23 protein-coding genes, 1 other RNA gene and 1 pseudogene are annotated in these 23,173 nt (G+C 38.9%); 15 read left to right on the forward strand and 10 right to left on the reverse strand.

Annotated features, from left to right (window positions below):
• Positions 1-72: 72 nt before the first annotated feature.
• The 6 genes and pseudogenes from ACFIKY_RS09395 to ACFIKY_RS04965 all read left to right on the forward strand — a co-directional run.
• A pseudogene (locus tag ACFIKY_RS09395) lies at positions 73-268 on the forward strand (UDP-N-acetylglucosamine 1-carboxyvinyltransferase); the annotation flags it as partial.
• Between the two features lie 163 nt (positions 269-431).
• Positions 432-698 carry a hypothetical protein gene (locus tag ACFIKY_RS04945; RefSeq protein ID WP_375635614.1) on the forward strand — a complete coding sequence of 89 codons (267 nt, stop codon included), beginning with the start codon at positions 432-434 and terminating at the stop codon, positions 696-698.
• 733 nt (positions 699-1,431) lie between these two features.
• Positions 1,432-1,902 (forward strand): helix-turn-helix domain-containing protein, encoded by a 471-nt coding sequence (locus ACFIKY_RS04950; RefSeq protein ID WP_375661509.1) that lies wholly within the window; start codon positions 1,432-1,434, stop codon positions 1,900-1,902.
• A gap of 527 nt (positions 1,903-2,429) precedes the next feature.
• Complete coding sequence (gene traG / locus ACFIKY_RS04955) at positions 2,430-4,337, forward strand: Ti-type conjugative transfer system protein TraG (RefSeq protein WP_375661488.1); 1,908 nt, start codon at positions 2,430-2,432, stop codon at positions 4,335-4,337.
• 872 nt (positions 4,338-5,209) lie between these two features.
• Positions 5,210-5,566: a helix-turn-helix domain-containing protein gene (locus tag ACFIKY_RS04960; RefSeq protein WP_375661489.1), complete on the forward strand. Its 357-nt coding sequence runs from the start codon at positions 5,210-5,212 to the stop codon at positions 5,564-5,566.
• A 280-nt stretch (positions 5,567-5,846) separates the two neighbouring features.
• A complete protein-coding gene (locus ACFIKY_RS04965; protein WP_375661490.1) occupies positions 5,847-6,203 on the forward strand; it encodes a helix-turn-helix domain-containing protein in 357 nt (118 codons plus the stop codon).
• Between the two features lie 366 nt (positions 6,204-6,569).
• On the opposite strand, the gene ACFIKY_RS04970 is transcribed toward ACFIKY_RS04965, so the two are convergent.
• The 8 genes from ACFIKY_RS04970 to purE form a co-directional block, all read right to left on the reverse strand.
• A complete protein-coding gene (locus ACFIKY_RS04970; RefSeq protein WP_375644521.1) occupies positions 6,570-7,391 on the reverse strand; it encodes a TIGR00282 family metallophosphoesterase in 822 nt (273 codons plus the stop codon).
• Positions 7,392-7,409: 18 nt separating this feature from the next.
• A complete protein-coding gene (locus tag ACFIKY_RS04975) occupies positions 7,410-8,015 on the reverse strand; it encodes a 5-formyltetrahydrofolate cyclo-ligase (protein ID WP_375644540.1) in 606 nt (201 codons plus the stop codon).
• Between the two features lie 330 nt (positions 8,016-8,345).
• Positions 8,346-8,506, reverse strand: a non-coding RNA gene (gene ssrS / locus ACFIKY_RS04980) — 6S RNA.
• An 802-nt stretch (positions 8,507-9,308) separates the two neighbouring features.
• Positions 9,309-10,094: a tetratricopeptide repeat protein gene (locus ACFIKY_RS04985; protein ID WP_375635618.1), complete on the reverse strand. Its 786-nt coding sequence runs from the start codon at positions 10,092-10,094 to the stop codon at positions 9,309-9,311.
• Positions 10,095-10,234: 140 nt separating this feature from the next.
• Positions 10,235-10,360, reverse strand: coding sequence for a type B 50S ribosomal protein L36 (ykgO, locus tag ACFIKY_RS04990; protein ID WP_013545486.1), 126 nt, complete (start codon positions 10,358-10,360; stop codon positions 10,235-10,237).
• Between the two features lie 1,403 nt (positions 10,361-11,763).
• Complete coding sequence (locus ACFIKY_RS04995) at positions 11,764-12,144, reverse strand: hypothetical protein (RefSeq protein WP_375661491.1); 381 nt, start codon at positions 12,142-12,144, stop codon at positions 11,764-11,766.
• A gap of 1,362 nt (positions 12,145-13,506) precedes the next feature.
• The gene (locus ACFIKY_RS05000) at positions 13,507-14,640 is read right to left on the reverse strand and encodes a 5-(carboxyamino)imidazole ribonucleotide synthase (protein ID WP_375661492.1); all 1,134 of its coding nucleotides are present in this window, start codon (positions 14,638-14,640) and stop codon (positions 13,507-13,509) included.
• 1 nt (position 14,641) lies between these two features.
• Positions 14,642-15,139: a 5-(carboxyamino)imidazole ribonucleotide mutase gene (gene purE, locus ACFIKY_RS05005; RefSeq protein WP_015856858.1), complete on the reverse strand. Its 498-nt coding sequence runs from the start codon at positions 15,137-15,139 to the stop codon at positions 14,642-14,644.
• Positions 15,140-15,954: 815 nt separating this feature from the next.
• Here purE and ACFIKY_RS05010 point away from each other — a divergent pair.
• The 3 genes from ACFIKY_RS05010 to ACFIKY_RS05020 all read left to right on the forward strand — a co-directional run bounded on the left by ACFIKY_RS05010 (position 15,955) and on the right by ACFIKY_RS05020 (position 17,540).
• Positions 15,955-16,107, forward strand: a complete 153-nt coding sequence (locus ACFIKY_RS05010) for a DUF5993 family protein (RefSeq protein WP_015856857.1) — start codon at positions 15,955-15,957, stop codon at positions 16,105-16,107.
• 10 nt (positions 16,108-16,117) lie between these two features.
• A complete protein-coding gene (locus ACFIKY_RS05015) occupies positions 16,118-16,699 on the forward strand; it encodes a disulfide bond formation protein B (RefSeq protein ID WP_375635621.1) in 582 nt (193 codons plus the stop codon).
• A gap of 697 nt (positions 16,700-17,396) precedes the next feature.
• Complete coding sequence (locus ACFIKY_RS05020) at positions 17,397-17,540, forward strand: hypothetical protein (protein WP_375652779.1); 144 nt, start codon at positions 17,397-17,399, stop codon at positions 17,538-17,540.
• Positions 17,541-18,454: 914 nt separating this feature from the next.
• On the opposite strand, the gene ACFIKY_RS05025 is transcribed toward ACFIKY_RS05020, so the two are convergent.
• On the reverse strand, positions 18,455-18,820 hold the full coding sequence (locus ACFIKY_RS05025) for a helix-turn-helix domain-containing protein (RefSeq protein ID WP_375661493.1): 366 nt from the start codon (positions 18,818-18,820) through the stop codon (positions 18,455-18,457).
• A gap of 951 nt (positions 18,821-19,771) precedes the next feature.
• On the opposite strand from ACFIKY_RS05025, the gene ACFIKY_RS05030 reads away from it, so the two are divergent.
• Complete coding sequence (locus tag ACFIKY_RS05030) at positions 19,772-19,909, forward strand: hypothetical protein (RefSeq protein ID WP_375652782.1); 138 nt, start codon at positions 19,772-19,774, stop codon at positions 19,907-19,909.
• Positions 19,910-20,041: 132 nt separating this feature from the next.
• Here ACFIKY_RS05030 and ACFIKY_RS05035 read toward each other — a convergent pair whose 3' ends face one another.
• A complete protein-coding gene (locus ACFIKY_RS05035) occupies positions 20,042-20,407 on the reverse strand; it encodes a helix-turn-helix domain-containing protein (RefSeq protein WP_375652783.1) in 366 nt (121 codons plus the stop codon).
• A gap of 155 nt (positions 20,408-20,562) precedes the next feature.
• On the opposite strand from ACFIKY_RS05035, the gene ACFIKY_RS05040 reads away from it, so the two are divergent.
• From ACFIKY_RS05040 to yacG, 5 genes are all read left to right on the forward strand, one after another.
• Entirely contained in the window at positions 20,563-20,700 is a 138-nt protein-coding gene (locus tag ACFIKY_RS05040) for a hypothetical protein (RefSeq protein ID WP_375635625.1), read from the forward strand.
• Positions 20,701-21,123: 423 nt separating this feature from the next.
• Complete coding sequence (locus tag ACFIKY_RS05045; RefSeq protein ID WP_375655682.1) at positions 21,124-21,267, forward strand: hypothetical protein; 144 nt, start codon at positions 21,124-21,126, stop codon at positions 21,265-21,267.
• Positions 21,268-21,598: 331 nt separating this feature from the next.
• On the forward strand, positions 21,599-21,817 hold the full coding sequence (gene infA / locus ACFIKY_RS05050) for a translation initiation factor IF-1 (protein WP_004857577.1): 219 nt from the start codon (positions 21,599-21,601) through the stop codon (positions 21,815-21,817).
• Positions 21,818-22,037: 220 nt separating this feature from the next.
• Positions 22,038-22,751 carry a Maf family nucleotide pyrophosphatase gene (locus ACFIKY_RS05055; protein WP_375635662.1) on the forward strand — a complete coding sequence of 238 codons (714 nt, stop codon included), beginning with the start codon at positions 22,038-22,040 and terminating at the stop codon, positions 22,749-22,751.
• Between the two features lie 21 nt (positions 22,752-22,772).
• Positions 22,773-23,057 (forward strand): DNA gyrase inhibitor YacG, encoded by a 285-nt coding sequence (gene yacG / locus ACFIKY_RS05060; RefSeq protein ID WP_015856851.1) that lies wholly within the window; start codon positions 22,773-22,775, stop codon positions 23,055-23,057.
• Positions 23,058-23,173: the final 116 nt, after the last annotated feature.

Genomic DNA, 23,173 nt, shown 5'->3' on the forward strand with positions numbered 1-23,173 from the left:
CGGGCATAAGTGTTTGAGAGGCGGGTGGAGCTCATAAAACAAAAAAAGATTTGTATCATTGTCTAAATGTCGTTTATGGCGCTCATAACACGGGGTTGAGGGAACCGCGCATATTACAGAGACGAGATTTTCGAAAATCGTTTTATGCATGTTCAAGAACTCAATCGTTTGAGGGCGTCTAGAAAGCTTGATGGGCGAGAGGGCAACGCATCTCATGGAACAGAGAATTTGCAAGGGGGGCCTCATCATGGCGACGGATTTGCGCGCTTTTTGTTTCTTTTGTATTTGTGTTATTTGTATTATCATTGCCAAAGAAAATAATTCAAAATGATAGTAAACGTTCACAATATTTATTGTTTTTTAATATAAAAATATGATAATAAAATAATCTATGTATTTTATAGTGTTTATAATTATTCAAGGAAAATGAAATGAAGCAGACTTTTAAATTATTGAGTGCTTTATTGATTATGATTGGATGTTATCAAGCTCAATTGCCTCAAACCATTGCAGGTACATGGAAAAAGTCTGGTGTAAATCAACTTGAAAAAAAAGTTCTTTATGGTGCTTCAGAAGATTTTCAGAATGACCCTGCTTATATAGAATGGTGTATAGTACATGACAAGAATCCGGAGTGTAATCCTTTAGAATCTCGCAATCCACGGAAGTTTAGTAGAACTCTTGGGCACGGGTACTGATGAAAAGGGCAATGTAATCTCTTTAATTGATGAAAAAACGAATATGGAAAACCTATAAAAGACAATCATAACAAAAAAGTATCTTCATTCTTTAAAAGCTGAGGATGGCATTGTTAATGGGGCGCCGATAAAGCGCTATGGATTAGAGGGTAGCGCATCTCATAAAACAGAGAATTTGCAAGGGGGGCCTCACCATGGCGACGGATTTGCGCGCTTTTTGTTTCTCTTGTGATTGCAGCCCTCTTATCTTGTTACATTGGCAGCAAAGGGAGAAACAATCGTCAATCGTGTCTATCATCTTGATCGTGGATTTGAGAGATTGGAGGAAAAATTAGTCCGATTTGGCGCAAAAATCCAACGCATCACAGTGTAAATCTGTAAGATGTCTCTCAAAAATGGCTTTGGGAGGGGGCTATATGTTGTTAGGTGTGCTTTTGGGAGGCTTGATCTCAAAAATAAAGGGTTATTAGTCCTCTCAATAAAAGTGGGTTTTATCTCATGGTTTTGGAGTTTTTACGAGCGGGCATAAGCATTTGAGAGGCGGGGGTGGAGCTCATAAAATAAAGACTGTTTTAAATTTTATTGTAAATTTCCTGAAATTGCTTTATTGGTAAGAGAATGTTTTGGTCGTCTACGCAACGGCCAACAGGGAATGAAAGACCCGAAACTTGAGACACGTATTTATCCAGCTTTATGGATATCCCGGATTTCCGGGAGCTTTTGTTATGTCCAGGTGCTCTTTAGCACTAAAAGCAAAAGGCTGAGTCAAGTTTCAGCTCTTTCAACTCCCGGAATACCAATGCGAGGGCGCTCGCAACCGGCAGGGGAGCTTGAAGTGAAAGCTAAAAATCCACACTTTAACGACATTTCGATAGGCAGAAAAATTCGCTTTAAAAGAACAATGCTGGGGATGTCGCAAAAGCAATTAGGCAGCCAGTTAGGTGTGACTTTTCAACAAATCCAAAAATATGAAAAAGGCTCTAATCGTATAGGGGCGGGGCGTTTACAAGAAATTGCAGATATTCTCAATGTTCCCATTTCCTTTTTTTACGCTGATCTCTCAACAAAAGAAAACGTCTTGTATCCTTATGATGAAAGGATCGGAAGTAAAGAAGAGCAAATCCTTTTGAAAAGTTTTAGAGAGCTCAAACCTAAAAAGCAGAAAGCAATTTTGTGTTTGATTTCCTCCCGCTCTACGCTCTAAAGGATGCATATTCCTGACTTAAGGGCTGCTCTGTAAACAGTCCGGCTTCTGTTGGCGGGGGGGGGGTGACCTACTCCTAACCACTCATGTGGTTCACTTTAAAAAGGCTCTACGGGGCAAGCCATGCCCATTTATTACACACTCTAAAAACACTTAATATGGAAAGTTTTACATGCCTTATATCACCGCTCTAAACAATAATGTTTTACGGAAAAATATGATAAACCGCGCTTTTTTTCAGTGAAAACTAATGCGTATTGTTATTGTTTTTTTTTCTGTTAAGAAGCGTATACAGTGTCGTAAAAGAGTTAAGTAAGAAATTTAAATAGCGCGTGAAGCATCAAGGAAACTTTGGAAAAATTCTTGAAAAAATTAGTTTAGGGGAGCTTTTTATAAAAGCCCGTCTTAGAGAGGCAGATAAGTCTTTCATCTTAAGATGGTTTGCTTTACGTTTCAAAACTTGATAAAAATTCAAAAATTTCGAAAAAAATAGGAAGAGAAGCTTTTTCTGGTATGCAGGGGGGAAAATGGTCAATAAATTAGACAAAAAACAGATTATATTTTTAGCATTGCCACTCATCTTTTCAATCATTGTAGCTTTTTTGGTCAATATAACCATCAATAACATTACAGAAAATGGAACGACGCCTGATGCTTATTGGTTTGTAAGATCAAAGCCACTGGATATTTTAATCCTTATTGCACTTTCATGTTCTTCATTCATCTTATTACAAAAAAGGCATACCAGAAAAAATATCATTATTTCGTCCATGATCATCTTTGGTTTGTTTGCAACTTATTATAGTGCAAATGAATATATCAGACTTAGTCCCTATGTAGGTCAAAATAATATGACATGGGCGGATGTTTTTCCTTTCTTTGATAGGATGGTTTTAGGGGGTGTTATTGTTGGCATTGTTATCCTTGGTTACACGATAAAACTATCATTACCTAAAGCTTCACCTTTGAAAATTTCAAAAAATACGATCTTTGGTGGTGTTCAATGGATGAGTATGAAAAAGATTGAAGAGATTTTTCCTCGTGATGGTGAAGTCGTCATAGGAGAGCGCTATAGAGTCGACAAAGATATTGTTAAAGATGTCCCTTTTAATCCTAAAGACAAAACAACATGGGGAAAAGGTGGTCGCCAGCCATTGTTGACATACAAACTCAATTTTGATTCAACCCATATGTTATTTTTTGCTGGTTCTGGTGGTTATAAAACAACCAGTAATGTTATTCCAACTTGTCTCAAATATTCCGGTCCACTGATCGTTTTTGACCCTTCAACTGAAATCGCTCCAATAGTTAAAGACGCAAGGGAGGATTTTAAAAGAAAAGTATACGTTCTTGACCCCCATAGTTCTTCAACGGAAACTTTTAATCCTTTAGATTGGCTGTTAGATGAAAATCTCCCCCTTTATGAAAGAGAAGCGGGTGTGGTTGAAGTTGCTAGACTCCTTCTTTCTGAAAACTACAAATCAACTTCGACAGACCAATTCTTTGTATCACAGGCACATAATTTGTTAACAGGAATACTTGCGCATGTGGTCTTTTCTGATGAATACACATTACAGGAAAAAAACTTAAAAACCCTTCATACGATCATGTCAATGCCAGAACCGTCTGTGATTGGAAAATTGCGTTTCTTACAGGCTTCATCGCCATCCCAATTTATTCGTGAAACTCTTGGGGTGTTTACAAATATGGCTGAACAAACTTTCTCAGATGTCTATTCTACTGTTGCAAAAGATATACAATGGCTTTCCCTCTCTAATTATGCAGATCTTATCAGTGGTTATAACTTTAAAACTAATGATATAACAAAAGGAGATATCGATGTTTTTTTAAATATCCCCTCAAAAATTTTAAAATCTTATCCAGGTGTTGGGCGTGTCCTTGTTGGCTCTTTTCTCAGAGCTATGGAAGCTGCTAATGGTAATTATGCAAAAAGAGCGCTCTTTATTTTAGATAATGCTGATCTTTTAAGATATATGAACATTTTAGAAGAAGCACGTGATCATGGACGCAAATATGGCATATCTCTCATGCTTTTTTACGAGTCTGTAGAGCAAATAGAACGCTATTTCGGTTCGTTAGGCGTTATGACATGGTTTAAAAATTGTGCTTTTGTAAGCTATGCCGCAATAAAAGATATTAAAACTGCTGAAAATATATCTAAGGCATGTGGTCAAATGACCATTGAAGTGAAAGATTCAAGCATAACTCTGGGAACATCAGGTATAGAAGGAACAGAGCATTTAAGTTTGCGACAAAGACCCTTAATATATCCACATGAAATAACACAAGAAATGCGAAAAGACGAACAGATTATTCTTATGCAAGGGCAACCACCTATCCGTTGTGGACGCTCTATCTATTTTAGACGTAAGGATTTAACAGCTCTTGCTAATGAAAATAGCTTTTCTTCTTAATAAAGCACTTGTTTTTTAGTTAAAATGAATAAAGCATTATTGTATTTTGGGGTGATATAATTAGAGATAAATTATTTTTATAGTACATTTTTATAGTACAGTGGCTTGAAAATGGGAGAAAGTCATAAACGATCTTTCTGCTAAGAAGACAAACACCAAAAAAATCAAGACATAAAAAGAGTATCTTATCAATTATAATGTGTGGGGTGTTCAAGATAATACGTAGAATATTGGCTGTGATAGTTAAAAAGTTGCTTTACGCAATCTTCCTTATTTTATTATTCATTCGTAAACCAGTTTTTGCCTTCTTAAACTTCTTTGCTGGTGGCTTGATTTTATTCCTATTTTTTCTTTTTTGGGGATATACAGCGAGAGTTGCACCCTATGAACACCAAACAGCAATGGTCATTGGTGGTATCATCATGATATTTCTTTGCTTGTTTGCTAATGATGTCTATGAAAGGCTTTTACTACGAGCTAATACGTCTAGCTTCTCTTGATTATGATCTTATACTTATTTCAATAAATAGCGCTCATTTCGTTCGTATATAATTTAATCAAAAAAGAGAGGTGGGGTGCCTCTGATAAAAATACAAATAAAGACTGTTTTAAATTTTATTGCTAATTTCATGAAATTATTTTATAAATAACACTGTAATTTTGGTCGTCTACGCAACGGCCAAGAGGGATTCAAAACCCCTAAAGTTCAGTACATAAGATTAGCCTACTTTTGTGGGTTTCCCGGGATTCCGGGAGTTTTTGCCATGTCCAGGTGCGATGAGCACTAAAAGCAAAAAAGCTGACTGAACTCAGTGTTTTTGACTCCCGGAATACCAATGCGAGGGCGCTCGCAACCGGCAGGGGAGCTTAAAGTGAAAGCTAAAAATCCACACTTTAACGACATTTCGATAGGCAGAAAAATTCGCTTTAAAAGAACAATGCTGGGAATGTCGCAAAAGAAATTAGGCAGCCAGTTAGGTGTGACTTTTCAACAAATCCAAAAATATGAAAAAGGCTCCAATCGTATAGGGGCGGGGCGTTTACAAGAAATTGCTGATATTCTCAATGTTCCCATTTCCTTTTTTTACGCTGATCTCTCAACAAAAGAAGACGTCTTGTATCCTTATGATGAAAGGATCTCGAGCAAAGAAGAGCAAGTCCTTTTGAAAAGTTTTAGAGAGCTCAAACCTAAAAAGCAGAAAGCAATTTTGTGTTTGATTGTCTCATGAGATAAGAAACACTGTTTTAATTTTTATTGCTGATCTCCTGAAATTATTTTATGAACAAGAGCCAAGGTTCTCGTCGTACAGTGTGGTTGAATGGTGGAACCTAAAGCCTGAGAATTCAAGCTGAGACATTAGCCTGCTTTATAAGTATCGCGAGATTCCGGGAGTTTTTGCTATGTCCAGGTGCGATGAGCACTAAAACCAAAAAAGCTGACTCGGATTCAGTGTTTTTGACTCCCGGAATACGCATAAGAGGCGCTCGCACTCGGCAGGGGAGCTTAAAGTGAAAGCTAAAAATCCACACTTTAACGACATTTCGATAGGCAGAAAAATTCGCTTTAAAAGAACAATGCTGGGAATGTCGCAAAAGAAATTAGGCAGCCAGTTAGGTGTGACTTTTCAACAAATCCAAAAATATGAAAAAGGCTCCAATCGTATAGGGGCGGGGCGTTTACAAGAAATTGCTGATATTCTCAATGTTCCCATTTCCTTTTTTTACGCTGATCTCTCAACAAAAGAAGACGTCTTGTATCCTTATGATGAAAGGATCGGAAGTAAAGAAGAGCAAATCCTTTTGAAAAGTTTTAGAGAGCTCAAACCTAAAAAGCAGAAAGCAATTTTAAGATTAAATTTTCGTTAGAATTAAAAAAAGATTAAAGAGGCTCTTGCTAAATAATAAATTATTATATAAACCCTTTTTCAGAGAAGGGGGTTAGCATTTCTCCCTCCCCCCCCCGCAGAAATGTCGAAATAAAACCTCCTTCTCATCGTTTTAACAATCACGAAAAATTTTATCCTTTATCCTTTATTTTTTTAAAAAGAGTGACTTATTTGTGCTAGAAAAGTTGCTGTATTAGGCAAATTGGGGGGTGGGGTGTTTTTAGGATTTGGGAAGGGTTTGAAAAATCGTCTTGCCAAAAAGAGTTCTCAAAAGGAAACATTGGAGAGCGATCATCCAAAGGGCGCACAGTGGAGAGCAATCATCAAAGGGGCGGCTTAAAAGAAGCTACCAAAAATCTGGAACTTCAGGCTTTAAATGAGGACCAATCCGTACCGCCGAGACCTTTTCTGCTAAACCTGTGCGATCTGAAATCTCAACCGCTAAACCACAAAGGGTGGCGGGACCACACGCCGGTTCAAAACGATCTTGCTTCGTCTTATAAAGAAAACGGTGTAAGGGTTCTTCTTTATCCATTCCAAGAGATGAATTATAATCTCCACACATGCCTGCATCTGTTAAATAGGCGCTCCCACCTTCTAAGATCTGCGCGTCAGCCGTGGGAATATGCGTATGTGTGCCAACGATAACACTCACACGACCATCAAGAAAATGGCCAAAACATTGTTTCTCGCTTGTCGTTTCTGCGTGAAAGTCAAAAATAACCGTATCGGCTTGCTCCATCAATGAACAGGCAAGCAGAATATTTTCCGCTGTTTCAAATGGATCTTCTACTTTGCACGGCATAAAAACGCTGCCCAACAGATTGGCGACAAGAACACGGGCTCCATTTTTTGCCGTAAAAATACCAACACCTCTTCCGGGAGTTTCTTTCGAAAAATTGGCAGGGCGTAAAAAACGATCGCTCTCATGGGCATACTGCAATGCTTCTTTGTGAGAAAAAGCATGATTGCCCGTGGTGACAACATCAACACCGGCTATCAAAAGATCTTGATACGTTTCTTGTGTGAGACCAAAACCACCAGAGGCATTTTCACCATTTACCACAACAAAATCAAGCTGCCACTTCTTAATCAGTTGAGGAAGGTGTTCAAAAACAGCTTTACAGCCTGTGTTACCAACAATGTCACCTAAAAATAAAAAACGCATAGGCACTTTAATCACATTTTAACATTTTAAGAAACCTTTTTCTGTAAAAATTCCCTGTACCTGTAGATCATGTTCTGCTGCGGGAATAGAGGAAACCTCCTGACATGAAAATCCTATGCCCCATAATGTCATTTGATGCCCTTGTTTTTCAAGAGCTTCAACCGCACGGTCATAATATCCTCCTCCATAGCCAAGACGGTGACATTGACGATCAAACGCAGAAAGTGGAACAATAATATTATTGGGGACAACAACACCATTGTCGGCACTGGGACCAAAGGTGCCAAAGCGCATGGGCTCTAAAATCGTGCTGGGCGAAAATGCACGGAAAACCATGGTGGTGGGATCAAGTACTGCTGGTAAGGCTAAACGTCCGCCGCGTAATGCTACAGCATCCAGTAAAGGACGCGGGTCAATTTCCGATTTAATGGGCCAATAGCCTGCCAAAATGAGGCGTGAAAAATCTGTCCCCTTTTTTTCAAGGTATTCAATAAAGTGGCAACAAGCACGCTGCGAAAAGAGTGTGCGCTCTTCTATTAAAAGAGCATCACGACGCGATAAACCGCTTTTGCGCTGCTGTGTACGAAGGGATGAAGCAGATTCACAGAGGGGATTTTGTGTCATTGTCTCGCCAGTTGTTTTATAAGATGCTGGCATTTTATCTATTGTTGGCGTTTTGTAAATCTCTGTTAAGATAAGAGCTGTGCTCATGAAAAAAAAGCATGAAAAAATGTGTGCTCTTTAGGGGGTATCTTGGTGCGACAAGCCGCTTTTGCGCTGCTTGCTGTGCAAAGGGATGAAGCAGATTTACAGAGGGGATTTTTTTGTAAGTGCTGTCTGTTTCATAAAATAAAGCCCCTCGTAATTTTTATTTTTTGAAAAGAGAGTATCGTCATTGGTCTTATGTAAAAGGATGCTCTCAATTTTTATCTGGAAAAATTTTGATGTAAAAAAGGGTGATCCACAACAGCCGATGGAAAAAGCTGATCCCGGGAACCTATACAAATAGGTGGGCGCCATATGAAAAAGCCCACGGGCTTGATCAGGGACAGCTCCCTTGGAGATCATTAAGGTCTCAGGAATACGTTATTTCCTGTCGAGAAGCGCAGAACACCCTCCTTAATATAAAACAATTTCAGAGTTTCTGCTAGAGATAAAATAACCGCGATCTCTTATTTTTCATAAAGTTTTTTCAAGATGGTTTTACAATCTTGCTGGTGGCTGCTGGAAATGGCTGTATTATATATAGAACGCTTTATTCAAAGCAAAAAAAGCAAAAAATATGATTGGGGGTGAGTGATTGAGTGACGCAGAACGGTTTATTGGCAATCGCTTGATTTTTATGTTTCGCGGGAATGCTTGGAGGAGCTTTGAAGGGGAAAAGTTTCTTATTCAAGGATGTTTGTTTAACTGACATTGCGTCTTTGAAGTTTTTTCCTTGTAGGGAATATTTCAGTGCTGTTTTATCAACTTTGAGGGGTGAAGGAGAGCCGATACGGTATGTGCTCCGCTATGGTTGAAGCTCATAAAAATAAAAAAAGACGATGACAGTTTATCAAAGGTGCTTAGCGATGTTTTAAGCTTTTTTCAAAAAATATTTTTTGAGGATCGCGTTTACAAATTTTTTATCCATGATGGAGGGATGTAAAAAAAAGAGGAGGTGTGAAGAAGACTCAGGTGTGAAGCGTTTGCTTGCTATGAGAAGAAATTCTGTAGAGGGTATATTGGAAGTGTTTGGAAGCTGCCTTCAATACAAAACAGGTCAAAATTCAAAAAAGACATTGTCAATTGCGTGGTGGGGGGTGATGGCGTGGTTATAAGCAGGGGGCTTTTAGTTTATTGAGTGGAATGTGAAGCCGGCTTGCGTTTTATCTAAGTTTGAAAGGATGTCGTAAAGCGTCTCGTTCTTGAATGGTTTCAAAGAGCTTGTGGTGTTTGTTCGTCTAACAGAGCTTGCACGCGCTTTTGAATCCTGCGCATTTGTGGGTAATACTCTAATGCTGCTTCATAAGCTTTAAGAGCAAGTTTTGGACGCTCTGTTGCCTCCATGGTAACGCCAAGTTCAAAAAAAGCTATATAGTTGCGCGGCTCAAGTTCAAGAGCATGGTTGAGATCAAGCATGGCAAGCTTAAAGTCGTTTAGTTGAATGTGAATCCAAGCACGTCTTACCCAAGCTTCAGCGTAAGTAGGTAAAAGTGCAAGAGCATTATCAATATAATCAAGCGCAAGTCCATAATCGTCGCTACTGATCGCATTTTCAGCCCATGACATTAAAAGATCAATTGTATCGCTCCCCGATTGCGACCATAAAAGTTGAAGTTGTTGACTGATCTTTTTCGCTTGAGAAACATCAGCACAATATTTCAACTCTTTCAGTAAACGTAAAATTTCGGCTTCTTTGCGTTGCTTAACTCTGTCAACATGGGAAAGCTGCTCTTTGTCAAAATCTTCAAGAGTAATCGCAGACAAATCAGAATCAGAGGGCATTGAGGAAGGGGCAGGAGAATTGGGAATAAGATCATCTAACGGTAAAAGCGATTGTGGAGAAGGACGATCTTCAGGAAGCGAAGGAGGATTTTGCCCATAGCTAGAGGGAACAAAACAAAAAATGCCAACAAAAAAAAGAAAAAAAATGTGCTGGAAGATACAGAAAAAACGCAGCTGAAAAAATCGAAAAGCTTTTAGAAAAATAGAAGAATCCATAAAAACAAGCCCCCAAAAGATAAATCACCAAATATTATCAAACAATGGACTCGTAACCAACGGACTTATAACCAAAAAAACCTTAAGAAAAATTTTTAAGCCTACAAAAAGTAGGCATAAAAACATTAACCCTAAAAGAATTAGCCCTGACGCGCTCTAAAACGTGGGTTCGTTTTATTAAGAATATAAATACGACCTTTACGACGCACCAAACGATTGTTACGGTGGCGCTCCTTTAGTGCTTTAAGCGAATTTTTAATTTTCATCATATTCACCGTTAAACAGTTTACGTAACACAATACTATAATACAACATTAAAACACGAAAATACAATATTACAACCCCAATACACTGCTCACACTATGAACATTGCATTGCGATATCGTACTTGCATCATAACATCACACGACACACTTTTTCACTGTGATCACAAAAAGAGAAGCGCACTCTTAAGGTACGCATTAACCACTTCATTAGCACAACGAATAAGTGAAAATTGCAAAAAAGTAAGAAAGATTTAACAAGAAGTCTTATTCTTGTCAAGGGTGTATTATACATTTCCTATGGTGGGTTAATGGTTGCCTTGAAGGTAAAAATATTCTCGCAAAAAAGAAGAATAAAAAGTGGAAACAAGTAAAAGCTTCTCATTTGTGAGAAGAGAAACCTGTTTTTCCGTAAAATATCATCGTTTAGGCGGTGTAGAAGGCTTATGTAAAATTTATACCATGATGTGTTTTTTGTTAGTGTGTGAGGATATTCTTAAAGTTTGCTCTTAAAACCTAGAAAATAAATTGCATGATGAAGACAAAAGGGATGAATTGATAAGGATCAATTTCTACTGTTCATAGTAGACATAGCAAACTTAAGAGTCTCGCATAGTGTTATGGTTTTCTCATTACAAATCTATGTATCTTTAACCATAGCATTTGCTGCCTGCATATCACAAGCGGGATTGGTGTATGGGTAAAAACACTTGAAGAGTAAGGAATAAAACGGTCTTTTATAAATGCTTTCAAGTGCAAGAGAGTATTGCAACATTGGGGACTGGCAAAATGGTGTGATGAGGCTGGCGTTTACGCTTCATAAGCTTGAAGAAGGGGTGGTGCACTATAAATGTTTAAGCTATTATCGAGAGCTTTTATACTCTATGATGAGGGGCTGTTGTGAAGTGGTGGCAATGTGCATTGGCCAAGTGTTTCTCTAAAATAAGCGCGTGTTAAAACAAGTGCGTAAATTGGTAATACAAGTGTCTTCTGTTTGAGGCTTTTTATTTTACGTGAGGGCTGAGAGGATGTTTGGGAATGGATAAGCTTAGTGCTGTAATCACGTCCTGTAATTATATCTTTGACGTGGAGATCAGGAACGGAGTGGCGCGCTTGGAACTTCTAATGGGGGATTAAATTTGTGCTATTAGAGTGAAAGATTCTGCATAAATTTCTCTTTGAAGTCAATAGCTTATGATTTTTTGCAACCCAATTATTTCTACGTGTATTTCTACGTGGGGTGGATTGCTGGATATTGTCAAGCGGATGGGGAATTCAAACCATCCGGTGAGAGAGCCAGTATACTGAGAATACACTTTGGCTCTTGAATGTGGATGGTTTGAATTCCTTTTAATATCCATGCTGTAGAAAAATTTGACCTTCCCAAGGGTGATCTATGATGATGTTTATTGAAAGAGTGAAAGGTTCACATTGTCTGGCGATAAACGTAATAAAAGTATGTCATAATACCAATTTATATACATATTGCAAATGCCAAAGAGAGCTGACGTAATGATCATTGGTATCCCGATCGATAGGGGTAATGACTCTCTTCCTACTGCGAGGTATGTTAGACAAAGAATTCCTGCCATTAATAAAAAGCCTATCGCTAGGATTTTCGTTACGAAAACAATGGGTTTACGAAAGGTTAAAAGAAAGAGGAATAGCATGTGTCTGAATGGACCCCCTTTACGTTTTTGAGGAGGAACAGACTGTGCCTCATTTAAAGTTGCTTCATTATTTTCATTGTTTTCATCTTTGAGTTTGTTTGAAGAGATACCCTCCATTATTTTCCCCTTTTGTATGGTATTTTTGCTATAAAAAGATCTAAGTTTGTGCTGAACGTTAATCACATATTAATATAAGATACAAGCGAAATTATTTTATTATTGTTAGAAGTGAAGTATTTTTTCGCTAAATGAGCGTTTTAAAGGCAATGATAGTATTAAAATGATAGTATTAAAAAGTATAATTTAGCTTTACTAGGATAATAAAATAAACATTTATACTTAGTCAATTAAGGGTGCTGTTAGGTGCTCTTGAAAGAAGCTTGGAGCGCGAAAAAAATTGAAACTTCGTGAAGTGTGCGGGTCTGATGGTCTTGATGAATGTCATTGTTGAGCAGGATAGAGAGTTACAGAGAATCTTTTGTGGGTGAGAGTATGCGTAAACAAAGTACGCTTACGATAAGGGAGTTCATAAAGAACTGTGCGGGATGCAATAAAGATATGCCATAAAACCCATGAGCATTATACGGTGGTGATGCGCCTTATAATTTATTGTCTTAACAAGCTTAAAGAAAAGGTGGGAAAATCGATGCGCTGAAAAGAGGGGGAGCGTGAGAGAAGAAAAATTGATTTGTAAAGAAGAAATTTAAGCCGTTGGGGGACGTTGAGGAGACTTTTTCGAGAAAGATGTTGAGCGGATGAACAAAAGAAGAAGGTCCTCTATCCGTTAAGGAAAAAAGAGAGAGAGGAAAGTTGCTATGCTGGAGGGGCTATCTTCTGATCAATATTGGGCTGCGTTTGCGAGAGTTGTTTGGGTAGAGTAATACGTTTTACCTCTCAGCGATTTTATGAGAAAACAAAACTCATGCTTTTGTGAAAATGCTTTTGTGCAAAAATAAACATAAGAAGAGAAGCTAGAGGCAATAAAAGCGCATCGTGGATTGGTATCTATGGGCGCAATCGATCAGTCTCTTTCCTAAAGATTGGGATTAAAAGGAAAATGAAGGGGCTGCCTCTATCATGGGGAATAATGATGCCTAGAGGTAACATGTTGGATGAGGCGGTGATGTTGGATGAGGGGATGATGTTTTTGAGAAAAAAAGGGGGACAGAGTTTTGGGTGGGAAAGAAGGGTTGAAAGGGGTTGGGGAGCGTTTGTTGAGCCGCATGGATAGTCAATCGGTGTGGAGTGAAGATTTGTTTTTGAGGGGGGATGAGATGTGAAACGATTTGTGGGCGAGAAGAGGTGATGTTTTTAAAAGAGCAGGGCTTGTAGGAGGGTGTGAAGGGGGGAGAAGCCCATGTCAGGGGAAAGTTAAAAGGTCAGGGGTGTGCGCGATTTGAGCCGCTGGATATCGGTGTGAGGGGAGAGGGTGCTTTTTCTGTCTTCACTTGGGTGAAAAAGCGTTTTTATATGTGAGCGTTAAGATTTGCTCGCTGGTCCCATTAATTGGATGACATGCCCCATTTTGCGGTAGGGTTGAACAGTGCTTTTGCCATATAAATGGATTGAGGTGCGCTCTTGCGTGAGAAAATATTTTAACGTGCTTAAATTGTTCCCAAGAAGATTTGTCATTTGGCAATCGCTATGACGGTATGTGCTGCCTAAGGGAAGACCGCAAATAGCACGGATATGCTGTTCAAATTGTGAAGTTATGCATGCTTTTTGTGTCCAATGACCAGAATTATGGACACGCGGCGCGAGTTCATTTACTAAAAGATGACCATCCGTTAAGACAAAAAGTTCAATACAAAGAACACCAACATAATCGAGGGCATCCATTACTGTTAGGCTGATTTCTTGGGCTGCTTTTTGCACGTCAAGTGGAATATGGGATGGAACAAAGGATTTATGAAGAATTCCGTTTTTATGTTGGTTTTCAGGGCAATCATAAAAAATATGTTCCCCTTGTTTTGTGCGAGCCGAGAGAACTGAAATTTCTGATAAAAAAGGAACTATTTCTTCCAAAATACAAGGCTGCTCCTGAAAAGTCCTTAAGGCTTCGTCAAGGGTTTGTTCATTGGGGCGGTCAAGTTTGATCTGGTTTTTCCCATCATAACCAAAACGACGCGTCTTTAAAAGACCACGTTCGCCTAAGGCATCGAGAGCGGAAAGAAGAGAAGAAGAATTGTCAACAGCATACCATGAGGCGGTTCCAATCCCTTGATCACGTAAAAATTGCTTCTCAAAAAGTCGATCTTGCGTGATCTCTAATGCTTTGGAAGAAGGATAAACAGGCTTACTCTTCTCTACATATTGAACCGTTTGAAGCGAAAGATTTTCAAATTCATAGCTGACAACATCACACTGAGAAATAAAATGATCTAAAGCTGATGTATCGTCATAGGAGGCAACAATATGGCTGTTTGCTGTTTGAGCGGCTGGGCAATCGGCCTCAGGGCAAAAAATAACTGTTCGAAATCCTAATTCTGCGGCCGCTATGGCGAGCATCCGTGCTAATTGTCCGCCCCCGATTAAACCAATGACGCTGCCTGGAGGTAATATGTTAGGTGAGGGGGCGTTGGACGAGAGGGTGGTGTTGGAAAACGGTGCCATTTTAAACCTCCGTTACAGGCGTTTTGGCGACATTGGCTGTTTGTTGTTGACGCCAATCTTGTAATCGCTGGGCGAGATCATGATCATAAATGGCCATAACGGCTGCGGCTAAAAGTGCTGCATTAATTGCGCCTGCTTTGCCAATTGCTAATGTGCCAACGGGTATCCCTGCTGGCATTTGCACAATTGAAAGCAAAGAATCTTGACCAGAAAGAGAATGAGAATGCACTGGAACGCCAAAAACAGGAAGAGGCGTAAGGGCTGCTAGCATACCAGGAAGATGCGCTGCACCCCCTGCACCGGCAATTAAAACTTTAAACCCTGCGTCTTTTGCTTCTTTTGCAAATTGATAAAGGCGTTCAGGAGTTCGGTGTGCTGAGACAATATGCGAACTATGAGAAATACCAAGATTCGTCAAAATATCTGCACTATGGCACATCGTTTGCCAATCCGATTGGCTCCCCATTAAAATCGCGACATCACATGATTTTTTCATCATTCACCATCCTTTTCAAAGGTTCAATGCGATTCTTTATCATTATTTTTTTAAAAGTTTTATATTCTCTTTGCAAAGCCAATTGATGACAGAGAAACAGTTATTTTTCAAATAAGATGGAAAGCTAAAAATTTAAAGGGGGATCTCGAGAGTTGAAAAATTAAAGTATTGAAGGTTATGAAGCACTTCTTTTGAGGGGGAGGGATGAATTTTGAGGGGAGGTGTTAAGGGGTGGTATTGGACCTATGAGGCTGTTGAGCTGCGGAATTGCCGTTTATTTAAGGTAAGAGGAAAAAATACATCGGGGGAAAGCCATTGATTGTAAGTTTTAAAAAATGTCTCATTTTTATTTGCTAAAATAAACATGGTCACCATATATTATAAAATCTGCTGCAATTTGAAAAATTGCTTATGAGAAAAAGAGATTTTTATGGCGAAAATGCGTTGCAAAGTGAGGATATTCTTTTGAGAAAAAAGAGATGTCGCTCTCTTAATTTCAAAGGCTATTTATTTTGCTGTTCAAGTGATTCTATTAATTGAGTGGGGGAATATGCTCTTTGTAATCGTTGATATATTTTTAATAATAGCTGATATAAAGGGAAGCGAATAATCAACGCTTTTGTGCTTTTGTTAAGATGTGTTTCTTAGCGATTATATGGTTCTGCGTTTTTTTTTCACTTAAATATAATGACAAGATAAAGTGAATGACGAATTGTGAATAATAAATCCATGGTCTCTTTTTTGCCCAATTTTGTAATAATGGTGGAAGCTGAAATAAATTAAAAGTTAAACACCGGATGTAAAGGAGATTTAAAGCTATGTTTTTTCCATTTTTAATCGCTTTAGGTACTGCAATAACGACTATGTATGGCAAAAAAAATATAAGTTATGCTTTGTGGGCAATTTTATTCGTTGTCATTCTTCTCACTTTCAATCATCACGCAACTTCTACTTTAAATTTATCTTTTTGAGAGAATAGCCATGGAACAAGTTGAACAAAAAAACCCTCATTTCGTCATCTTTATGAATACGCTAGGACTCATTGGGTTATCTATTGTCTTGGTGGTGGCTTTTTATTATCAATTGGTAAAGTTTGAGTTACCTTGTCCCCTTTGTTTGCTACAGCGCGTTGGATTGATGCTGGCAGGTTGTGGGTTCTTGCTCAATATTCACCATAAGGTGAAAAATACCCATTATGGTATGGTTATTCTCGGTTGTATGGTAACGAGTGCCGTTGCAGCACGGCAAGTGTTTTTGCATATAACACCTGATGATTTGGGATATGGTTCAACGTTCTTTGGATTGCATTTTTATACTTGGGCTTTCATTATTTCTGTCCTTTGTATCTTTGCTGTCTCATTTGTCATGATTTTAGGCGAATTGGCACATAAGTTCAAAGAATTTTCTCCTTTTCCATTTTTGAGTAAAACGGCAAGTTTTTTATTTGTGTTTTTGATTGCGGCAAATTTGATTTCTACCATACTGGAATGTGGTGGTGGACAATGTGCTGATGATCCTGTAAGGTATGAATTGTTATCAAATTGGTTCCCTTCACAGTCTTGAATTTTTAATAATCCCTCATCGTGATTTTATTGTTAAAGAGGCGGAAATGTTAAAAAATCCGCTTCTTTTTTATTGATTGGGAAGACATTTTAGCAAGATTATTCGATAATCTGATCTTTTATGCCAACACTGGCTTTTATGAGCGCTTGCGATTGATGTTTTTTAAGCGAAGACTTGCTCTGTGAACCTTTTATACTGTCTTTTGAGGGAGATAAAAGGATTGGTTGCAGGTGTTTTTAGAACAATCCCAGATTGTTGAGCTGCGTGGGTTAAAAAGCTTCGTTTTTTAAAGGTGCATTAACGATAAAAAATTTTTATTCTTGATTTTTCTTAACATTGCGTTAAATAAGTTATTGTATTCATTTTGATGCTTCTGAAGTATCTTTGCTGCTTTTAGAGGGATTAATTTAAAATTTTGAAAATTATCTGAATAATTTTCTGCAGAGGTTTGTTTATTAGAGGCAAACCTTTTTTTTTATCTAATTTTTAGATCTTTTCTTTTCAGTGTGAAGCCTTTTTTAGAAAAAATAAAGCGTCTGGATGACTCTCTTTTTTATTAAGATGTTGATTTATAATGATAAGTTATCATTTCCAACGTGAAGCACAACGCTGAAATATAATAAGATTTTCTCATCACCCGTTCTCTCATATTGAATCAATTCAAATTACTTGCTTGCACATCATGAGCGGGTGGGCCATGTGGGTCAAAACTGTACAAGAAAGGCATGCCTTTAATGAATTGGCTCTTGAACTGAAGGCTGTCCGCAACATTGGGAGCTGGCAGAGTTTTTGTGATGCTGCCAGTGTGTTCCTCCATAAGCGTAAAGATAGGGGGGGCTGAATGGATTTTATACATTTCATGGGGGGGGATTTTGCCATTCCTATCATGGATAGCGTTGGCGAAATGGGGGTGATGAGCGTTGAGAGATCTGTCTTTAAAACAAGCGTGTGAATATGCAACGCAAGTATATTGTGTTTTGTGCGTTTTGTCTTACGAAAAAATACGGTGATTTATAAGGATAAGTTATCGTTGCGAATATTGAATGAGAAAAACGAAAAGGTTCTCTCATTTCAAATTTTCTTATAGTCAATCAATTAAATGTACTCTCGTACGTTACAAGAAAGCACTGGATGTAAATAAAAAATTTTTTAAAAGTCGTAAAATGCTTCCTATAAATCCTTTTGATAGCTAGAAGTTGTCGAAAAAATTTATGCTGGTCAATGCAAATAATAGGGCGGTTTATATCTATGATTTAAGTGAAAATAGAGGGATTTAAATGAAAAGGGAGGCGAGATTTTAATGACAGTTGGTGAAAACGTTATTGTGTAATGCATTTTTTACAGATTTTCTGCTTTCTGTAATGACGTAAAAGCGTAAAAACGGAAATGTGCAAAAAAGTAAGCTGCGATTTTATGTGTGGTGTGTGATTTTATCATGGCATGGAATGTAGAGAGAAGATTGGGGTTTGGGGATGAAGAGTCTGTGAAGGGAGGGGAAGTTTGGATGAAGAGGCGGGTGCGTTGATGAGAGAGAAGAGAGGGTGTGAGGGAAGAGAGGGGGAAAGTTGCTTTTTGAAGAGGGAGTGAACGGGTGCTTTCAGTGATCTTACTTTAGGGTGGTGAAGGGGCAAGAATATTTTAGAATAGGACGTATCTGTCGCGTTTGATGAAACATCATCTTTTGAGGGGTGGGTGATCTGAAGTTTATAGGGGGAGTTGGATATTGGCAAATAATGTCAATTGTTACTCTTTTGCTTAATCAGAAATCAGCCACAAGATTGCTTTTTGTTTTTTCGCTTTGAGCTCTCTAAAGTTTTTTAAAAGTGCCTGTTCTTTTTCGCTGTATGTTTCTTGATCATAGTGTGCGGCATGTGTTGAAAGATTTTCTTTTGTGGCAATATCTGCATAAAAAAAGCTTATGGGAACATCCAGTTTTTGGGCGATTTCGAGTAAACACCCTGCGCTTACACGATTTAAGCCTTTTTCATATTTTTGGATTTGTTGGAAACTGACGCCTAAATAGCTTCCTAATTCTTTTTGGGAAAGTCCCATTGAAATGCGTCTATGGTGGATTCTTTTGCCTATCAAAATGTCGATAAAATTTGGATTTTTAGTTGGCACTTAAAGCCCCCTCCGGTTGCGAGCGCCCTCGCATTGGTATTCCGGGAGTCTAAAAGTACTGAATCCGAGTCAGTTTTTTTGCTTTTAGTGCTTAAAGCACCTGGACATAGCAAAAACTCCCGGAATTCCGGGATACCCACAAAAGTGGGCTCAATTGTACGCTCGGATTTAGGGCTTTTAGTTCCCTATTGGTCGTTGCGTATACGACCAAAATTACAGTATTCATTTATAAGGCAATTTCAGAAAATTGGCAAGAAAAATCAAAATAATCTCAAAGACTACAAGATTGGGTACTTTTTAAAAAAGTGCGAAATATGGATTATAAATCGCGTTTTTTTCCTATAGAAATGTCGATAAAATATGGATTTTTAGTTGGCACTTAAAGCCCCCTCCGGTTGCGAGCGCCCTCGCATTGGTATTCCGGGAGTCACAAGTACTGAACCCTAGTCAGTTTTTTTGCTTTTAGTGCTGGTAAGCACTTGGACATAGCAAAAACTCCCGGAATCCCGGGCCCCCCACGAAAGTGGGTTCAATTGTACGCTAGGGTTTAGGGCTTGTTTTCCCTCTTGATCGTTGCGTGGACGATCGAAATATCTTTTAAGTGATAAAGTAATTTCAGAAGATTGGCAAGAGAAATCAATATGTCATAAAACGGCGTTATTTGGAGGGGCGGTGATATCGGGCATATCAATTTATCAAGGTGTTTTTTAGAGTGTGATGAATATTTTAGGATGGATTTCTTTGCCTGGCCTGATGAAACAGTCTCGTTTGAGGGGTGGGTGATCTGAAGTGCGTGGGGGAGATTGGCTAGGCAAGAAGCTGGGTTGTAGAGCATTGTTTTCAGAGAAGTGCGGGGTTGGTGGTGTGGGAATTTTATTTGGCTTTATTCTGTGAATGTGTAAAAGCGTGAAGACGTATATTCGTGAAAAAGGAGAGGAGAATTTGTGCATTGTGTATGCTTTTAGCATGGCATGGAATGTGGTGAAAAGATTGTGGTGGGAGGATGAAGAGTCTATGAAGGGAGGGGGAAAGTTGCTTTTTGAAGAGGGATTGATCGGTGCTTTCAGTGATCTTACTTTAGGGTGGTGAAGGGGCAAGAATATTTTAGAATAGGACGTATCTGTCGCGTTTGATGAAACATCATCTTTTGAGGGGTGGGTGATCTGAAGTTTATAGGGGGAGTTGGATATTGGCAAATAATGTCAATTGTTACTCTTTTGCTTAATCAGAAATCAGCCACAAGATTGCTTTTTGTTTTTTCGCTTTGAGCTCTCTAAAGTTTTTTAAAAGTGCCTGTTCTTTTTCGCTGTATGTTTCTTGATCATAGTGTGCGGCATGTGTTGAAAGATTTTCTTTTGTGGCAATATCTGCATAAAAAAAGCTTATGGGAACATCCAGTTTTTGGGTGATTTCGAGTAAACACCCTGCGCTTACACGATTTAAGCCTTTTTCGTATTTTTGGATTTGTTGGAAACTGACGCCTAAATAGCTTCCTAATTCTTTTTGGGAAAGTCCCATGGCAATTCTTCTTTGACGAATTCTTTTGCCTATAGAAATATCAATAAAATTTGGATTTTTAGTTGGCACTTCAAGTCCCCTCCGGTTGCGAGCGCCCTCGCATTGGTATTCCGGGAGTCAAAAATACTGAACCTAAATCAGCTTTTTGCTTTTAGTACTCATCGCACCTGGACATAGCAAAAACTCCCGGAAACCCGGGAAACCCACAAAAGTGGGATAAATTTATGTTTAGGTTTCGGGTTTTTGATCCCCTATTGATCGTTGCGTATACGACCAAAGTTACAGTATTCATTCATAAGGCAATTTCAGGAGATTGGCAAGAGAAATCAATATGTCATAAAACGGCGTTATTGGGGGGGTGATATCAGGCATATCAATTTATCAAGGTGTTTTTTAGAATGTGATGAATATTTTAGGCTGGATTTCTTTGTCTGGTCTGATGAAACAGTCTCGTTTGAGGGGGGGTGATTTGAAGTGCGTGGGGGTGTTGGGTAAGAAGCTGGGTTGTAGAGCATTGTTTTCAGAGCAGCGCGGGGGTGGTGGTGTGGAAGTTTCATTTGGCTGCTTTCTGTGAATGTATAAAAGCGTAAAAACGGAAATGTGCAAAAAAGGAAAAGGATTTATGTCGTTAGGGGGCGTTGTGGTTAATGAGACGGAATGTATAGGGATCGTGTTTTCAAGCTGGGAGAGCAACATAAATAGAAGGAGTGGCTTAGAGGAAGTGTGTGGAGAGAGGAAAAATGGGGCAGGCTGTGTGGGGAAATGCATAGAGAGTGGAGAGGGCTGTGGAGCATGTCGTGGATGGATTTGTGAAGGATGTTTTTGAAAAAAGGAGGGGGCTTCTGGATGGGGAGAGGTGTTTGCATTTATCCCAATGGCGCATGTTTAGGGTGTGGAAGGCGGAAGGTGAGGAAAAGTTGGAGGGATGAGGATTGTTTGTAAGTCGTGGAGATAGTCAGAGGCATTGGGAAAACGCTTGAGGGGGAGAAATTTTAGCGCAATTTCTCGTCACTCTGAAATCAAGATCATCCTAAAAATTGGAGGAAATGGGTGGGAAAAATTGGTGGAGAGAAAGTTTTGAGCCTCAATGTGTGTGGTGATATGTGTGGTGATGTTTTTTGAGCGCATGAGAGAGTAAACTTGAAAAACCTTTCTCTTTTTGTTGAATTTTTATTCACAAACTTAAGAAAATAGGATATGAACGCTGGAAATAACGCACAGCTTAACAAAATATGTGCACTGTAAAGGAAATGTTTGTTTATGTCAAAAGAAGAAGTTTTAGAATTTTCTGGTATCGTTACTGAACTCTTACCGAATGCAATGTTTCGTGTGAAACTGGAAAATGATCATGAAATTATTGCGCATACTGCTGGTAGAATGCGGAAAAATCGTATTCGCGTGTTGGCAGGTGATAAAATCATGGTGGAAATGACACCTTATGATTTGACAAAAGGGCGCATTACATATCGCTATAAGTAGCCTAAGGGGTGGCTTGCGCTTTTTTGTAAAAGCCATCATATTATTTCTATTATTTTTTAACAGTTTTAAAGCTTGCTTTTCATGAGTGAAAAAAGGGGAGTGTTTGAATGGCATTGAAAAACTGTAAAATCAATGCGGAAAAAAGATAAGGAGATTAATGGCGCTTAAAAAGGGGGCGCGTAAAAGGGGCGAGAGGGAAGTCGATTGTGAAGGGGTGGAAATGAAAAATATAAGAGAGTGGGGGAAAAAACGTTTGGCAGATGCTCTTACAGAAGGAATTCATTTGGTGCTTGCTTCTGCTTCGCCAAGACGTTTAGCGCTCTTAGCACAAATAGGGATTGATCCTCAGCAGGTTTGTGCAAGCGATATTGATGAAACGCCAAAATTAAAAGAACATCCTGCAAATCTTGCCAAACGTTTGGCAAAAGAAAAAGCGCTGAAAGCCCAAGAAATTTTGCGCTGGTACGATCAGAATGGTCAAGAAGAGTTGCAGAATGGTCAAGAAAAATTACCTCAACAGAAAATGATTATCTTGGCTGCTGATACGGTGGTGGCTGTGGGGCGCACCATTCTCCCCAAACCAGAGGGTGAAGATGAGGCTTATGAATGTTTGCGATACCTTTCTGGGCGTTCGCACAAGGTCTATGGCGCCGTTTGTGCGCTCAATGAACGTGGAAAAATAACCGTAAAATTGGTTGAAAGTCGTGTCCGTTTTAGACGCTTAACTTCTTCCATGATGAAGGCTTACCTTGCTTCTGGTGAATGGCAAGGGAAAGCTGGTGGCTACGCTATTCAGGGAAAAGCCGGTGCTTTTGTTGTCTATATCACGGGTTCTTATTCTAATGTTGTGGGATTGCCTTTGGCTGAAACAGTCGATCTCTTGACCGCTTATCACTATCCACTTTTCACTCATTGGGTTGAAGAAACGCATTAGAAAAACTTTAAGGCAAGATCAATGCAAGGTGAAAAGCAACAAAAAGAAAAAAGCAAAAATGAAAAAAAAGGAACAGAAGAAAAGTTAATGAAGGAGCAGATGACAAAGGTGCGCCAAGAAAAAAAAGAGCTAAATTTGCAAAAAGAGACTCGTCCTCCGCATCCTTGTCCTATTTGTGGTCAAATGTCACAACAAAACGCCTATCCTTTTTGTTCCACACGGTGCCGAGCCATTGATCTTAATCGTTGGCTTTCAGGCGCTTATATTTTACCGCCCCCGCCGCAGAAAAGTGATGAAGAAGAATAAAGAGTCCTCTTGAGGAGAGAATGCTCAGAGCGTTTTTCGTGTTGGAGCTGAAGGTGAGGGCGCGCGGGATTATCGTAAATGGATTCAAGAGCTGGATTAACGGCTTGGTTATTGTC

It is taken from the genome of Bartonella sp. CR127HXZ (assembly GCF_042194555.1).
GTDB classification, from domain to species: Bacteria; Pseudomonadota; Alphaproteobacteria; order Rhizobiales; family Rhizobiaceae; genus Bartonella; species Bartonella grahamii.